The following is a 15,831-nucleotide window of genomic DNA, read 5'->3' as shown; positions in this document are numbered from 1 at the left end:
TTGCCAATCCGTAAGGTTAAAGGTATATTCGCTCTTGAAGCGACGTGAATTTATCAAAGCAACCAAAACCAATAATTCTTGTGGGAGGTGGCACTGGCGGTCATATTTTTCCGCTTGTTGCGATTGGCGAGGAGCTGGCGGCTCAGTCGAAGCCATTTGTCTTCGTTGGTGAGAAAGGCGGGCGGGAAGAGGCTATCGTTAAAGAACTGGGTTGGCAATTTCAGCCAATAGCTGCTGGTAAAATGCGGCGACAACTGACGCTTGGGACCACGCTAGCCAATTTGATTAGCGCTTTTCGAACAATTGAGGGCTTTTTTCAGGCCTTACGTTTATTGATTAAAACTGGGGCAACAGCGGTCATGAGTAAGGGCGGCTACGTTGCTTTGCCGATGGTTTACGCAGCCTGGGTACTGCGAAAACCAGTATTTATCCACGAATCAGACTCGGTTATGGGGCTAACAAATCGTCTTTCGGCTAGATTTGCCGCTCGAGTTTTTACTGCGTTTGCTCCAGAGGTTTATCCCAATCACGACTCTCGTTACCTACAAGTTGGTATACCGATAAGGAAGACGCTTCGTCAGGCGGCTCGTCTTCGTTCGCCCAAAAAAACACGGCCGTTGGTTCTAATTCTGGGCGGAATTCAAGGTGCATCAGCAATCAATTCCCTGATACGCCAAGTTGTCAAAAAGCTTGTGGCAACTGCCGACATTGTTCATGTGACAGGCGAGAGAGAAGCCAGTATTTATCAAAAATTACAGGACAGCTTAGATAAAAAGGACCGGGCAGCGTACAAGCCTTTTAGTTTCTTGGACCGTGAGCTAGCTTATTATTTTCAAGCCGCTGATGTTGTTGTCAGCCGGGCTGGTTCGACAACAGTTGCTGAGGGAGCCCTGTTCGGCAAGGCAATGTATCTAATCCCGCTACCAACAGCTGCCGGTAATCATCAAGTTGAAAACGCAAAAACTCTTAAGCGTGAGCACGCTGTAATTATGCGCGAGGAGTATCAGCTCTCGCCTGATAAGTTGTATGAGAATTTATCGGCGCTCTTAAATGACCGAGCTGAGTTGAGTGTGCTGGGAATGAAATTAAAAGGCTACTTTTATAATGAGGACGCGATTGAAATGATTATTCGGGAGATTGAAAATGGCCAGAAAAAATAAAGTGCCACATCGTTACTATTTTATCGGCATAAGGGGAGTAGCGATGTCAGGTTTGGCGGTAATGATGAAGAGTTTAGGCTATGAGGTGGCGGGGAGCGACGATAGCGGCTCATATGCTGACGAAGCGACGGAACGCCGCTTCGCCGAGCTCGGTATCGAGCCAAAAATCGGTTTCGACCAAGCAAATATTAAGCAATTCAAACCAGATATTGTGGTTATTTCCGCGGCATTTGGGGTGCAAAACCCTGAATACAAAGCGGCCAAATCAGGCCGGATTACTATCCTTACTCATTCCGAAGCATTGGGCAAAGTGATAGAGAAGTTTGAGGGTGTTGGCGTTGCTGGCGTCCATGGCAAAACTACTACGACATCACTGCTGGCTTATATTCTCAAAGAGGCCGGTTTCTCCCCAAGCTACGCGATCGGCGCTCCTGATGTTCGCGACCTTGAAGGTAATGCCCATATCGGCGACGGCAAATATTTTGTGGTTGAAGCAGATGAGTACAAGAAATCCGAACAGGACAAAACGCCGCGCTTTATGGATTTGCCGTTGAAGCACGTCATTATCACCAGTATTGAGCTAGATCATCCCGATGTTTACGAGTCGGCTGAGGACGTTTACAAAGCGTTCTACGACTTGTCGATTAAAATTCCGCGTGACGGCACGATTGTCGCGTGTATCGACTCACCGCTCGTCCGACGCCTAGCCTCTCGCCGGGTTGATCTCAAGAGCTTAACGTACGGTTTTGGCTCACAAGCCCAGTTCCAAATTATCGATCACGACGAGAGTGGTGAAGCGACGTCATTTTCAATTAAGAACGGGGAAAAGAAGCTTGGACCATTCACCTTAAAATTGCCTGGCGCTCACAATGTGCTAAATGCTACCGGGGCAATTGTGATGTCCTTACGGCTTGGCGTTAGTGAACAAGCCGTGGTTAGGGCTGTTGGCAGTTTTAGCGGACCTGCTCGTCGGTTCGAGAAGATGGGTCAATACAATGGCGCATCGATCTATCAGGATTACGCTCACCACCCTACCGCGCTGGACTATCTGATTGCCACGGTGAGATCGAAATTCCCAACGAAGAAGCTAACCTTGGTTTTTCAGCCACATACTTATAGTCGGACCGGTAAACTCTTGAAGGAGTTTGCGTCGAGTCTGGCGAAGGCGGATCGGCTTATTCTCTTAAACATCTTCGCTTCGGCCAGAGAAAAGAGCGGTTACGTAACCATCAAAGACCTTGTCGAAGAGGTCAGGAAGCTGAAAAAGGAAACCGAATATCGTTCAAGCCTAGAGGAGGCGGCAACTTATTTAGGTGGGTCTATCGATAGTAACGACGTTGTCTTTTTAGTGGGAGCGGGGGATGTCTATAAAATTTACGAAAAACTCCAGAACCTCCGAGAGCATTAACTCTAAATTCCGTTCCCGCTTCGCGGAACGGTTCTTAAATAATCAGCCGCTTGCGCTTTACGTATCAGCTTCTGTTGGTGGGGTTAGCGAGTACGTTGTTATCGCCACCTCGCCGGAAGATTTAACAGACGCGGCTGAAATTGCCGTTGAAAACAAGCTCGAGTATGCCGTTATCGGTGGAGGTACTGGCACTTTGCCTAGTGAGGTCGGTTTTCCCGGCCTTGTCATCGTCAACCGTTCCAGCGGTATCAGTTTCACGCAAGGCTCAAGTGTCGTTACGGTATCAAGCGGTACTACCAATCAAGCATTGCTAACTGCTGCTGCCTCAAAGAATCTTGGAGGCATTGAATTCTTGAGTAACGTGCCTGGCTCCATCGGTGGTGCAGTAGTTAGCAACGCTACGGTAGGAAACTTGTCGATAAGCGCTCATGTTAAAGACGTTACATGCTGGGTAACAGACGGCGAGGAACACAAAATTGTCACCATCACCGGCGCGGAGTTGCAGTTTAAACCGTATGATTCGCTGCTAACTCGGCCGAGTATTTTCCCGCCGGTCATCTTAAATGTTAAACTGCAATTTGCCTTATTACCCCAAGAAGAGATCGTTCGCCGTCTTCATATTAATAAGGCTCGAAGTGCGCTGGTAAATTTATCCCAACCGCAAGTTGGTAGTCTGACACGGCCGGCCTTCGAAGCTCAACCCTCACTTCACCCGGCGGGTCGTAAATTACGCGTTCTAGGGTTAAAATTTAACCCGACCACTGGTATCGCCACCGCCACTGGCCGAGTTGGTAGCAGTACTTACCGAGAACTCATTGAACAATTACGACAACTTGCAGCCGGGTACGGCATCGAACTGGAGGAGCGAATGAGTTACTTGGGGTACTGGCCGTCTAAAGAGGAGGATAATGCGCCAATCAGGCACGGGTAAAACACCTAAGGTATTTAACACTAGTTACGTTCCACCCAAGCGCCTTTCCGCAAACGGCGGTGTTTCCAATTCTTTGGCTTGGCGTCCGGTTGTGCGAGTTCTTTTTGTTGTAGCGGTAATATTTGCTTTAAGCAGATTGCCAGTCTTTAAGATAAAACAGGTGAATATTGAGGGCGCGGACAACGCCCTTTTAAAAGAGGAGCTTCAATCGTTAGTCGGGCAGTCGATATTCTCTAGTACCGTTAGTCGCACAACGGAGCGTTGGCTACGCCAAGAACGATCCCTGGCTGCCCTTACTTGCCATCGTGGTTTGCCGAGTAGCTTATCTTGTCAGGCAACGATGCGTTCACCGGCGATAATATGGGTTCAGAGCGGTCGAGAGTTTTTGGTAGATGAGGAGGGCGTGCTCTATGCTGAAAAAAGTGGGCAGCCTCTAGATGTTCCGCTCCTCGAAGATCGCGTTAACACTGACAGTAACTTAGGTTCCCAGGTCGCCAGTCGCGAAATCGTCGAGCAGGTGATCCGACTGAAAAAAATACTGAGCGAGCAATCAGTCACGACCAAAAGCTTGTTTGTCGCGGATTCGCTCTATCAGCTGGGGGCGCTTATCACTAGTTACGTTGGAGCCGATGGTCAGCCGGTGCAGAAAGAACTCACCGCTCTCTTTATTTCTACCCAGCCAATTGAATCACAGGTTAAAGCGTTGCGGACCCTGCTCAAGGAGAGAGGTGGTTCTATTAAGGAGAGAGTTGATCTACGAATCCCCGGATACGTTTATTACAAGTGATGAACCAGCACACACGCGAAAGTCGTTGGAGCGTCAGAAAACGTTTAAATAGAGATTTATTAGAGCATCTTTGCCTGCTACGGGGATTCAGCGCAGACGACTTACAGCCAGATTATAGCGCTCATCTACATGATCCAAATTTACTGCCGGATATGGTCGTGGCCAGGCGATTAATTAGACAAGCTGTCGAAAACGGTTCGCATGTTACGATTTTTGGCGATTATGACGCAGATGGCACGCCCGCATCAGCGCTGCTATCTATGACTCTGACTAAAATTAATGTGCCACACGACGTGATGCTTCCGACAAGGAGCACCGGTTACGGCCTGCACTGCGAGCAAGTAGAGGAAATTATTAAACGATCGAAGTTATTAATTACCGTTGATACGGGGATAAATTCTCTCGAAGAGATAAAAATGGCTAAGGACGCCGGTCTCGGCGTGATCGTGCTCGACCATCACTTGCCCGGGCCCGAGCTCCCAGTAGCTGACGCAATAATTGACCCGCATAGAAAGGACTCCACCTATCCCTTTGCCCAGCTTTGCGGCTGCGCTCTCGCATTCAAATTAGTATGCGCACTAGTTGAGGATTTTCACGAAATAACGAAGGGGTATTGTAAGTGGCTTTTAGATTTGGTCGCCATTTCTACCGTTGCAGACATGATGCCGCTTGTCGGCGAAAACCGCGCCTTAGTCCATTATGGCCTTGTAGTGTTGCGACAGAATCGTCGGGTTGGGCTCCAAGCACTATTAGAAGAAGCTGGTGTTCAGTCAGACAGTATCACGTCTTCAACGATCGGTTTCATTATCGGCCCACGACTTAATGCAAGCGGTCGTTTAAGCGATAATACCCCGGCACTCAGATTGTTACTCACCGAAGATAAGAAAAAAGCCAAAGCGCTTGCGAAAGAAATTGAACAAGCCAACGTAACTAGGCAATCATTGGTCGACGAGGTACTTTCGGAAGCGCGTGAACAGTTATTTAAACAGAACGATAACGGTGACAGAATTTTCACTCTTTTTGGTCGAGATTGGCCCTCCGGTGTTGTTGGGCTCGTTGCCGGACGACTAGTCTTTGAGTATAGCCGACCAGTCATCGTTGGCTCGCTCCAAAACGGTGAAATTAGGGCAAGCGCGCGTTCAATTGAAAAGTATTCGATCGTCGACGGCCTAACGAGATGTGCGACGCACCTAGGAACTTTCGGCGGGCATGCCCAGGCGGCGGGTTTATCTACGAATGCTAGCAACTGGGAGAAACTATCCTCGGCGCTGAAAAGGGACGCCGTTAATTGCCTTGACGAGCACGACTTAGTGAAGCGATACGTTGCCGAGGCCTTTCTGGAAAAGAGCGACTTGACTACCAAAGTCGCATCTTCGCTCGAAAAGTTGGCGCCGTTCGGACTTGGTAATACTAAGCCTCTGCTAATTTTACGAGATGCTGACGTTGCCGATGTTCGTTTTATTGGCTCTGATGCCAGGCATCTTAAAATGCTATTGAACTCGGCACTAGGGAATCTGGAAGTTATTGGTTTCGATTTGGCAGATCGTTATAAGCAACAAAGCCTTAAAAGCGGTAACTTCTTGGGCTATTTAGAGAATAACTACTTTCAAGGAGCGGAGCGGTTGCAGCTGCGACTAGTTGACTTTCAACCCCGAGAAGCCGTAATTGAGTTAGCATAAAAATGGCAAAGTCTAGAACACTATTCGTTTGTTTAAGTTGTCAGCAGCAGGTAAATCGCTGGAGTGGTCGTTGCCCAAACTGTGGAGAGTGGAATACGATCGTTGAGCAACAAGTCGACGCGACTACCGAGCAAACCGCTAATGCTCCCACTGCCGAGCTGGTTAGTATTAAAAATCTACCCAAGGCTACGGCGCAACGTCTCCACACCAACTCTGACGAATTTGACCGCGTGCTCGGTTCGAGTGATCCGGGAATCGTCAAAGGATCGATCATACTTTTGGCGGGCAATCCCGGCGTGGGTAAGAGCACGCTACTTCTACAGGTGGCGCATTCGGTCACTGGGGCGTTGTACTTTTCGGCCGAAGAGTCTTTAGAGCAGCTTCGTTTGCGCGCAGTTCGACTGGGTCTTGCTAAAAGTGAACTGAAAATTTCTGCCGAACGTCGGCTGCCGAGTATCATGCGCACACTAGTCGAAACCAGGCCAAGTTTTGCAATTATTGATTCAATCCAAACGGTATACGACGACGCTATTCCTGGCACGCCCGGCTCTATGGTTCAGGTGCGGGAGAACTGTTGGCGTTTACAGCAATTTGCCAAACAAGAAGGTATCGCGATCTTGCTCGTGGGGCACGTTACTAAAGAGGGTGTCATCGCCGGTCCAAAGGTCTTGGAGCACCTGGTGGATGTAGTGATGTACCTCGAGGGTGAGAAGCAAACGGGATTGCGGGTTTTGCGTTGTGAGAAGAATCGCTTTGGTTCTACCGATGAAGTTGGGATCTGGCAACTAACTGGCGTGGGCTTTGAGCCAGTCGAAGATCCAGGCAAACTCTTTGCAAGCATTGTCACGCCAGACATTCCCGGCCGGGCAATCAGCGTGACCTTAGAAGGCTCACGCGCTTTCCTTATCGAAATTCAGGCCTTGGTTACTAAGACAGCGTTCGGTTATCCAAAGCGCACGGCACAGGGGATTGATCTAGGGCGTCTCAACCTCTTGGTCGCGGTGCTCGAAAACCGTCTCGGACTACCTACTAGCCAGTACGATATCTACGTTAATGTGGTCGGCGGTTTTACTGTCAAAGATACGGGCATCGACCTAGCGATTGCGGCAGCCATCGCTTCAGGAATCACACAGAGGGCCATTCCGCCGCGCCTGGCGTTAGTCGGAGAAGTCGGCTTGCTTGGAGAAATTCGACGACCAGTTAATCATTCGCAACGAGCTAAAGAGGTCGATCGATTAAAATACGTGCTCGGAAAAGAGATTAAGACTATCCAGCAATTACCAAATTTGTTTGAGGCTAAGCGCTAGACGTTTACTTTTAGACGATGTTGAGAATGATTGTCACTCCGGCCGACTCGTTACCGCTGTTGTCGAGAGTTTTAGCGACGAAGTTGTAAATCCCAGGCGTGAGCCCCGTTAATGTTAGTGTTTGAGTTGGTACGCCAACCTCATTTGTTCGTTCCAAGGTCACGCCGTTGCGGTACGTATAAATCTTGACGGCTTTTAGGTCGGCGTCGCCAGGGTTTATCCAGGTTAGTTTGACCGAGCCTGACGGCAAACCGCTTTGGGAGCCGCCATAATTCGTGACCTCTCCCGGTGCCGTAGTGTCATTGCTGACGGTGACAGTTATCTGATCGGAACGGGTCGATCCGTTGTTGCTTGTCATTAGGACATTGATAGTGTGGGTACCGCTCGTTAAATTCGCCGCATTATAGGAGGCCTGGTACGGCGATTCGGTAGCAGTGAAGAAGACACTACCGTCAATTGAGAAATCAACTGCCCTGACGCCACTAGGCGCCGAGGCTGAGGCTACGACCGTAAAGACGCCACCAACGCCACTACCGTTTGAAGGAGAAGTGATTTTGACCGTTGGTTCGCTGCCATCAACCTGACACTTTCCTGTCGGCGGTGTATTAACAAACCCGTTGGCTCTCGCCCAAGCCTGGACCGGCCCTTCCCATTGTGGGTCATTGGGTTTTTCGGAGTGGATATTCGCGTAGATCCGGTCTTCGGTCAGACTGTCGGGGATGCTCTCGTCAGCCAGTAAGCCGTTTTCGCGGCAAACTCTTATTTTTGCCACGGCGCTATCTTGCTCGGTCGGTTTTTGCCACGGCGCGACCAAATCTTTAACTTTTTCTTGGGTTGCTGAAGTTGGAAGAAGGCTAGAATAGCGAGCGACTTCCATCTCCTCTAGGCCTTGGGGACGACTGAACTGTTCTACTGGCAGGTCTTTGTGAATCCGTTCCATATACTCGTCCCAAATCGGTGCGGCGGCGATTGAGCCTCCGGCGTTATTCATCGAGCTATTGTCGTTATTCCCTGCCCAAACACCGGTGACAAACTGCGGGGTATAACCGAGCGTCCAGGCGTCGCGATAAGCGTTGGTTGTGCCAGTTTTCGAAGCAGCCGGCCGGCCATTCAAGGTTAAAGACCCCATTACTCTTGAGAAGGTTGGCTTTTTTGCCTCCGTATCACTCAAGATGCTGGTAACTTGGTAGGCGATTTTTGGATCCAGAACCTGTCGGCCGTCTTTTGGATCCTCATGGTTGTAGATCTCTTTACCTTGGGAGTCAGTTATTTTGAGTATCGGCGTTGTTGGCATTAGTGTGCCGTTATTGGCGAACACCCCGTAAGCCGTAGTCAGATCGACAAGCTTTACCTCGCCGCCGCCGAGCACTAAGGAGAGACCGTAACGATTCTTGTCGTTCAAAGTAGTTATCCCCATATCATGGGCAGTGTTCAGAGCCTTATCGAGGCCGATTAGCGCCAAAGTTTTAACGGCCGGAACATTCAAGGAGTTACCAAGCGCCTGGCGGATTGTTAGCGGTCCGCGCGAGTGGCCATCGTAGTTTTGCGGTTTGTACTTACCGAAGTCAGTCTCCAGATCAAAAATTGTGTAGCCGGGATGGAACTTTTCTTTGAACGCTGCGGCGTAAACGACCGGCTTAAATGAGGAACCTGGTTGGCGTTCGGCTGTAGCGACGTTGAAGTTACCGAATTGCTCTTGGAAGTAGTCAACCGAACCAACCATTGAAACGATCTCGCCGCGCTTTGGATCTATCGAGACCAACGCTGCGTTTGAAGCGCCGGCTCGTTTGAGCGTCTTTTCGCTAGCTGTACTTAAGATTTCCTCAGCGATTAGCTGTTTATCTAGATCAAGGGTTGTCACGACAGTTAAACCGCCCTCTTCCACCTTCTGTTCAGCGAGCTGTTTGTCGCCTAACTCTTTAGTGAAATACTCCACCAACCAATCTTGAACAAACTGGACAAAATGCGGCGCAGTTATCGAGTCCTTGCGGGCAGCGAATTTTGGTGTCACTTTCTTAGCTTCTTCTGCCTGCTCTTTGGTGATGAACGACATCCCGACCATCGCGTCGAGCGTGTAATTTCTCCGGTCAATTAATTGATCAACATTTGGTCCGTATGGAGACAAACTGCTTGGTCGTTGCAACAGTGCGGCTAAGGTGGCAGCTTCGTCGAGGGTTAAGTCCTTGGCGGATTTGTTGAAGAACGAACGACTTGCTGCTTCGATCCCGTAGTTGGTGCCGCCGTACGGCATTTGATTAAAGTACATCGTCAGAATCTCTTCTTTGGAAAACAGTACTTCCATCTCGATCGCTAAAATTGCTTCCTTAATCTTACGAACAAAGCTTTTCTCTCTTGTTAAGATGGCGTTCTTAGCGAGCTGCTGAGTCAGTGTTGAACCGCCTTGGCTCAGATCTCGCCTGGCGATATCAACAAAGACCGCTCGCAATATCCCTGTGAAATCTAGACCGACGTGCTTATAAAAATCGCGATCTTCTAGGGCGATTGTCGCTTGTTTCGCGACTTCGGGTATGTCTTTGTTCTCGATTAGAATCCGTTTTTTATCGCCGGAAATCGTATAAAGCGGTTTCATATTCCGGTCGTAGAGCCGTGTTGAGCCGACGGAAACTAGGTCTCGAATCTTATTCGGCGTCGGTAAATCTTTGGCAAACCATGCGAACAGGAATATCGCGATGAGCACAAATATCCCCGCGCCCCATAAAGCGACGATGCCGGCTTGCTTCCAGCTGAAACGCCGGCTTTTTTTGCCGAAAAACTTCTGGTGTAGCTTTTTTAGGCCGATCGGATTTTTGAACGGATTCCTTAGACTTATTTTTGGCACTTTTAGCTTCATGGTGTCTGTGAACGGACCATTGATGAGTCAGTTCTATGGACAGCATTAATTTTACAGGGATATAGAGCGTTGTGAAGTCGCGGACACCTACTGCAGTGATTGTCGCGAGACGTGTTTGCGACAGGGATTTTCAATCCCGTCGGTGATATGGGTATACTAAGACGGTCATGGCCTCAGACGATAATAATCTCGAATCAGAAGTTTTTACCTACGGCGTCGCAGAGATTATTGACCAGGATAGTTTACGTCGCCGCTTGTCTGCGGGAAAACCGCTTAAGGTAAAATTCGGTGTCGATCCAACAACACCCGACCTTCATCTCGGACACGCGATCGCTTTACGCAAACTGCGGCAGTTTCAAGAACTAGGCCACCATACCGTTTTGTTAATTGGTGATTTTACGACGATGATCGGCGATCCCTCAGGGCGAAGCGCAACGCGCCCAGTGCTAAGCGAGGACGAAATAAAGGCCAATATGGAAACATACATTAGTCAGGCCAAGCTCATTATCGATCCAGAAAAGACCGAAGTTAGGTTCAATTCAGAGTGGCTCTCTAAAAAGTCGTACGCTGATTTTATTAAGATAGCGACGCAGGTAAGCCTGCAGACATTATTAGAACGTGAGGATTTTTCTGAGCGGATTAAAAACAATCAACCCCTGGCACTCCACGAACTATTTTACCCAGTTACTCAAGGCATTGATTCCGTTGAGATGGAAGCAGACGTCGAAATCGGTGGCTGGGATCAACGGCTTAACTTGTTAATGGGGCGAGAGCTTCAGAATAAATTTGGCCAGACACCGCAGGAGATCGTTGTCACTAAGCCGCTGCTCGGCGTTGACGGAGAGCGTAAGATGAGCAAATCTTACGGCAACTATGTCGGGCTGACTGAACCGCCTCACGAGATGTTCGGGAAAGTAATGAGTATCCCTGACAAGTTAACAGATTCTTACGCCGAGCTCGCAGCATTAATGAACGAGAGTGAGCGATCGGGATTGCCAGAGCACCCGCGTGACAAGAAGGTAGCGGTGGCTAAAAAAATTGTTGAACTTTATCATGGTGTGGAGGTCGCTAACCTGGCAGCGCAAAATTTCGATAGAGCCTTCAGTAAAGGCGAAGTAGTCTCGGAGCTAGCTAACGAGGTCCTTATTAGCGGTGTCACTTCTATTACGATTCTTGAAGCGGTCAAGCACGCGTCGGGTGTCAGCGCCTCTGAAGCGGCAAGATTAATTGACCAAGGCGGCGTTAAACTTGATGGCCAGGTTGTTGCCGACGCTAATCTAACGGTGGACGTTTCCGGCGCTACTCATCGGCTACAAATTGGCAAGCACCGGTTTTACGAGTTGGTTAAAGAGGCCTAATATTTAAATATGAAGAGGGGATTTACCTTAATCGAATCACTAACGGTCATTGCTGTCATCGGCACCTTGGCCTCGCTGACCTTCTATGTGATTAGCCAGGCTCAGCGGCAGGCACGTGACGCGGCTCGACGCTCAGATCTAACGGCTTTAGCCGTAACATTCAAGGCGCGATACGAGGCCAAGACCTGCCCTGCTGCTTCCCGTAACCGCTACCCAGGCTTTGAAGATGTTCAGAACGCCAACGAATGGCATCCCGTCTCTGAACTTGAGGGTTACACTGACGATTGCGGCGCCTTCAGTGAATTTCTGGCGACTATCCCAAAAGAGCCAAAAGACGGCAGCTTCCCTTACCAGTTTAACCTGTCAAATGAGTCTGATGTGATCGGTAAGCACTTCCGACTAAAGGCTCGTTTGGAAAAGACGCTATCTTCAAGCCAGAGGCAAGAAAACTGCCGTGGCGGCGTAACCTGGACGGAAACATTCGGCGGCGCGGCTTACGATAACTGCCAAGATCCTAATACCTACAACTACTTCGTCGGCGACTAGGCCAAGATACGTTGTTATTAGAAATTAGTGCTGAAAGTGCTACAATTTGTTTGAATTTCCACTTTTCCCGCAAGGATTGAGAAAATTTTTCATGTCATATCTGTTAATAAATATTTCACAAGGCTTAGTGACGGCAGATTCATCTTTCTGTTTGTATAGAGCGGATTCAATATGATCATCGGGCAGGTCCACCAAGTTGTGCGGAGAGCTTTTGTTAAGGCCTTTAATCAGGAACCGCCAAAGTTTGACATCGAATTCTCACGGCATCGTATGTTTGGAGATTTTTCTAGCAACGTCGCTATGGTTTCAGCCACTGACTTACAGTCATCGCCGATGCAGGTGGCGCAGAGAATCGTCCAGGAACTAGAAAGTACCGAGATATTTAAGGCCGTCTCTGTCACAACGCCAGGCTTTATTAACGTCACGGTAACTGATGAGTACCTGACGGAAGTAGTGAAGGAGGTTATCAGGCGCCCTGAGGCATTTGGCCGTAGCGATCTTGGCAAGGAGATTCGGGTACTCTTGGAATTTGTTTCCGCCAATCCGACCGGCCCGTTAACGCTTGCCAATGGGCGGGGTGCATTTGTTGGGGAGTCTATTGCTAAAGTCCTCGAACTTTATGGGTGCACGGTGATGCGCGAGTATTACGTTAACGATCGCGGCGTCCAAGTCGATGCTCTTGGCCATTCAATTTTGAATCCTAAAGATCCTGAGAAGCAGTATTCGGGCATTTACGTCGAGGAGCTCCGCAAAAGAATTAAAGATGGTAATGACCGGGCAGCTGGCGAGAAGGCAGCCATGATTATCATGGAGGAGATGATTAAGCCAACGTTGCGTGGCTTAGGTATTGATTTTCATCAGTTCTTTTCAGAAGCTTCGCTCTACCAGACCGGGGTTTTCAAGAAGACCATGGAGCTTCTTAAGCTGCACGGCTTCACCTATGAGGCGGAGGGAGCGACCTGGATTTCGACGACGCGGTTCGGTGATGACAAAGATCGGGTACTGACTAAATCGGATGGCGAGGACACCTACTTTGCTTCTGATATTGCTTACCATAACTATAAAATTGCTCGGGGCTATCATCGCCTTATAACGGTACTTGGCGCCGACCACCACACCTACGCCCGGCAAATGAACATGATTATCGAGGGGATTCTCCGCAGCCATTACACCTGGGCAGGTAAAGTCGATTGGGTCATCACCCAAATTGTGAAGCTGATTGAAAAGGGTAAGGAAATTAAAATGTCGAAACGGGCCGGAACATACGTGCCGCTCGATGAACTTATCGAGCAAGTGGGGCCGGACGTGGCTCGCTTTTTCTTCTTGAGCCGGAGTGTCGACAGCCATCTTGATTTCGATCTAGATTTAGCTCGCTCCGCTTCGTCACAAAACCCGGTTTTCTACATCCAATATGCCTACGCCAGGATCAGCTCAATCTTCCGCCAATTCTCTAAAACCGAGGAGTTCGAAGTGCCCGAAAAAATCATCATCACCGACCCATTAGAACGCCAGCTGTTGCTCCGGATCGTACGATTTCCAGATCTGGTTGAGGACATCGCTGGAGATTTAGAGGTTCACAAGCTGACTCACTACGCCACCGCGTTAGCCACAGATCTCCACGCTTTTTACGAGCGACTACGGGTTCAAGGCGAGGAGCCTTTGATTGCTCAGTCTAGGCTGGCGATTTTAAAAGCGACCAGTTTAACTATCAAAAAAACTCTCGACCTCATTGGTATCAGCGCTCCGTCCAGAATGGTGCGTGACGAATCGCCTAAATCGTAAAGCGATAGATTTTTTTACCTGTCGCGAGCCAGAGCGTTTTGCCTGACCCGTCAAGAACAATATCCTCTACCGAATCTACCAGCGGGAAGATAGATTGCTGCAAAACCCCTTTGTCGTCAGCGATGTACAGCACGCCGCCAGAGAGTACGAAAATTTTGCTGTTTGTCTCGACGCTCGTTAGGTGCGCCCCCTCCTGAACGGGCACGGTGAGCTGTTGGCTTTCGAGCTTGCCGGCAGCAAAACTAGATACTTTGCCGTTCACGTCAAGTGCTACAACGCGGCCGTTAATTGCGAAATCGGCCAAAGCCAGCGTCAGTAGGTCGTCTTTCAGTAGTGCCTTAAGACCATTCAGGTCTTTATCGAAGTTAACTTGTCTATAAATAGTGTTAGATGCTTGGTGGTAAACATAAACGTTCCGGTTGAATTTTTGCAGTAATTTTGGCCCGCTAGAGACCGCTGCTTGTAACGGCAGTGTTAGGGGTTGTGATGGAGTAGCGTCGAGAAGCCAAATGTTGCCAGTTTTATCGCTAACAAGTATCCGGTCCTCAGCGACAATGGCGATAGATATTGGGTCGGCAATTTTTACGGTCTGCTCAACCTTAATTGCCTGTCCTTCTTTAATTAGCCACACCTGCCCGGAGGTATCGACCACAGCTAGAACGTCGTTAAGGCTATCGATAGCCTTAACTGGTGTCTCGAGCTCGCTCACTAGATCGTTCAATATCAGCGGCGAGACACTCTCGGCTGCTAATGCTTGGGCGAAAGTTTGTTTTTGGTCGCCACTTAGAGCGTTGTACTCTTCGAGTGAGAATCTGTCGTTTAAGAACAAGATACGCTGACCAACTGGCGTTGCGACAAGTTGCTCTGCCAGATTGGGCGCTTTTTGTTCTTCTTTCGTCGAGTTCACGCGGGAAACAATCGTCCGCACCCCAACGATAATTAGAGCCACCAGGATTACGGCAGCGATTATTTGAATGCGCGAGCGGATATTAAACTTCGGTAATGATAGCCGTGGCAGCTTGAACCCGTTGCTCCCCAAGTCAAACGAAGAGTTCTCTGCTCTTTTGCTCCCTCGCTCTTTAATCTTGCTGATAAGTTTTTTAACAAATTCCCACGAGGCGCGAGACGAGCCAGCTACAACGGCGGCCGTATCGCTGAGCGGTAAGTTAGGAAATTTAAATCGCGGTAACTTAATCGGCGTAAGATGCTCCAGTGTATCCCACATGACAGAAAGCTCGCGGTGCAGTTTGCCAGGCGCATAACGCAGCAGAATGCCCGTAAAGCTCTCTCGTTCTCCGACAGGTGATAACTCAACAATCGCTGCGCTTATTGCCTCCGAGTCGTCGTCGGACCAGATTTCTTGCTCGTTATTTTCGAGAAAATGAGAGAGTGGTTTATTAGCAAGCATCAACCATTCACCCTCATTGAGGTCACCGCTAGTAACACTTGAGAACTGCTCTTCAGTCTCCAAGCCGCCGCTTGTGGCATCGGTCACGTCGCCGTTTCGCCACAGGAGCAATTTATTGTTGCCTGCAACAGCAAAATGGACTTCCTCGTTGATTAGCAGGGCGACAACACAGTTTACCGGGACGTTTAGCTTTTCTTTGGCTTGCTTGATTATACTGTTCGTTGCCTTCAGCGACTGCTCGAAACGAATTAAATTAGAAGAACTTTCAGCTCGGACGAATTCTCGCACTAATGCGGTGATAATTTGACGGCCGTACTCACGGGCGTGATGCCAGGGGTTATCAATCTCGACCGTCACGGCGATCACACAGTTTTGTCCCTTGCTCTCCAAGGCGTGGACTTCGCTCTCAGCGTACCGATCGACTAAGCGATCGTGCCGACCGATTTTAATAGTGTCGTAGTTTGGTTGAATTGTCTCCATAGGCGCCAATCTGTATGTATCAGAAAAACCCCTGAAGTCAAAGCCGTTACCCTGTTTGTCGGGCTGACTGGACTTGAACCAGCGACCTCATGCACCCCATGCATGCGCGCTACCAACTGCGCCACAGCCCGTTT

Annotated in this window: 11 protein-coding genes and 1 tRNA gene; 9 read left to right on the top strand and 3 right to left on the bottom strand. The window is 49.2% G+C overall.

Annotation, left to right across the window (positions count from 1 at the left end; genetic code table 11):
• The first annotated feature begins 44 nt into the window (after window positions 1-44).
• Genes HY845_02915 through radA form a run of 6 tightly spaced genes read left to right on the top strand, consistent with a single transcriptional unit; the run spans window position 45 to window position 7,272 of the window.
• A complete protein-coding gene (locus tag HY845_02915) occupies window positions 45-1,160 on the top strand; it encodes a UDP-N-acetylglucosamine--N-acetylmuramyl-(pentapeptide) pyrophosphoryl-undecaprenol N-acetylglucosamine transferase (protein QQG51488.1) in 1,116 nt (371 codons plus the stop codon).
• Window positions 1,144-2,568, top strand: a complete 1,425-nt coding sequence (gene murC, locus HY845_02910) for a UDP-N-acetylmuramate--L-alanine ligase (GenBank protein QQG51487.1) — start codon at window positions 1,144-1,146, stop codon at window positions 2,566-2,568. The genes HY845_02915 and murC overlap by 17 nt, the downstream gene beginning before the upstream one ends.
• Window positions 2,522-3,499: an FAD-binding protein gene (locus HY845_02905; GenBank protein ID QQG51486.1), complete on the top strand. Its 978-nt coding sequence runs from the start codon at window positions 2,522-2,524 to the stop codon at window positions 3,497-3,499. Before murC ends, HY845_02905 begins: the two co-directional genes overlap by 47 nt.
• Window positions 3,477-4,286, top strand: coding sequence for a hypothetical protein (locus HY845_02900; protein ID QQG51485.1), 810 nt, complete (start codon window positions 3,477-3,479; stop codon window positions 4,284-4,286). The genes HY845_02905 and HY845_02900 overlap by 23 nt, the downstream gene beginning before the upstream one ends.
• Window positions 4,286-5,965 (top strand): single-stranded-DNA-specific exonuclease RecJ, encoded by a 1,680-nt coding sequence (recJ, locus tag HY845_02895; GenBank protein QQG51484.1) that lies wholly within the window; start codon window positions 4,286-4,288, stop codon window positions 5,963-5,965. The genes HY845_02900 and recJ overlap by 1 nt, the downstream gene beginning before the upstream one ends.
• A 2-nt stretch (window positions 5,966-5,967) precedes the next feature.
• Entirely contained in the window at window positions 5,968-7,272 is a 1,305-nt protein-coding gene (gene radA, locus HY845_02890; protein ID QQG51483.1) for a DNA repair protein RadA, read from the top strand.
• A gap of 10 nt (window positions 7,273-7,282) precedes the next feature.
• Here the strand turns inward: radA and HY845_02885 are convergent, their stop codons facing one another.
• Entirely contained in the window at window positions 7,283-10,123 is a 2,841-nt protein-coding gene (locus HY845_02885) for a PBP1A family penicillin-binding protein (protein QQG51482.1), read from the bottom strand.
• 167 nt (window positions 10,124-10,290) lie between these two features.
• Here HY845_02885 and HY845_02880 point away from each other — a divergent pair, with 167 nt between their 5' ends.
• The 3 genes from HY845_02880 (at window position 10,291) to HY845_02870 (ending at window position 13,809) form a co-directional block, all read left to right on the top strand.
• The gene (locus tag HY845_02880; protein QQG51481.1) at window positions 10,291-11,481 is read left to right on the top strand and encodes a tyrosine--tRNA ligase; all 1,191 of its coding nucleotides are present in this window, start codon (window positions 10,291-10,293) and stop codon (window positions 11,479-11,481) included.
• A 9-nt stretch (window positions 11,482-11,490) separates the two neighbouring features.
• A complete protein-coding gene (locus tag HY845_02875; protein ID QQG51480.1) occupies window positions 11,491-12,027 on the top strand; it encodes a type II secretion system protein in 537 nt (178 codons plus the stop codon).
• A 171-nt stretch (window positions 12,028-12,198) separates the two neighbouring features.
• Window positions 12,199-13,809, top strand: a complete 1,611-nt coding sequence (locus tag HY845_02870; GenBank protein QQG51479.1) for an arginine--tRNA ligase — start codon at window positions 12,199-12,201, stop codon at window positions 13,807-13,809.
• On the opposite strand, the gene HY845_02865 is transcribed toward HY845_02870, so the two are convergent.
• Entirely contained in the window at window positions 13,799-15,697 is a 1,899-nt protein-coding gene (locus HY845_02865) for a hypothetical protein (GenBank protein QQG51478.1), read from the bottom strand. The genes HY845_02870 and HY845_02865 overlap by 11 nt on opposite strands.
• 58 nt (window positions 15,698-15,755) lie before the next feature.
• Window positions 15,756-15,828: transfer RNA gene (locus HY845_02860), tRNA-Pro, on the bottom strand.
• Between the last annotated feature and the right edge of the window lie 3 nt (window positions 15,829-15,831).

This window comes from Candidatus Berkelbacteria bacterium, from assembly GCA_016432625.1.
Classification (GTDB): Bacteria; Patescibacteriota; UBA1384; order 2-12-FULL-50-11; family 2-12-FULL-50-11.
The sequence above is the reverse complement of the archived record's forward strand: the minus strand, read 5'-3'. Positions and strand labels throughout refer to the sequence as shown.